The sequence below is a fragment of the Agrobacterium sp. MCAB5 genome (assembly GCF_052114365.1).
GTDB classification, from domain to species: Bacteria; Pseudomonadota; Alphaproteobacteria; order Rhizobiales; family Rhizobiaceae; genus Agrobacterium; species Agrobacterium tumefaciens.
Genome location: NZ_JBFREP010000258.1, coordinates 1 through 453 on the forward strand (window position 1 = coordinate 1; position 453 = coordinate 453).

Annotated in this window: 1 pseudogene; it reads left to right on the forward strand. The window is 61.1% G+C overall.

What is annotated here, in order from left to right:
* Positions 1–150: 150 nt before the first annotated feature.
* Positions 151–453 (forward strand): annotated as a pseudogene (locus AB4Z23_RS28515) (esterase); the annotation flags it as partial.

Genomic DNA, 453 nt, shown 5'->3' on the forward strand with positions numbered 1-453 from the left:
CCGGAGAACGGGCCGCACGGTTGGGGTGCCCGTGTCGGGCTGTCGCTCCTGTTTCCGAATTAGATGACGCTCAGTTCTCTTTCGCCTTCCGGTGTCACCGGGTTCGACCGGTGGTGCCGTTGCGCGATCGGGTATTTGAGGAAGAAATTCGTGGGAAAAAACCGTATCGTTGAGCCGTCGTCGGCACGGTCGAACTGGCCTCGGCGGCTTCTTGTATTTTCAACGCTCGCAGCGCTTTGCGCCTGCGCCGGCAATCCGAAGGATGTGCTGACGCCAGTGGCGGATACGTCCCCGAGCTCCCCTAAGGTCGATATGCTGATTGCCACGATGCGCAGTCGATCTTCGGTGCCCGGAGAGATGTTCACGGGGGAGCGTGCGCTCGCCCCGGCTTTCGCCAATCTCACCGTGTCGATCCCACCGGGCAAGGTCCGTAAGGAAGGTGAGGTAGAATGG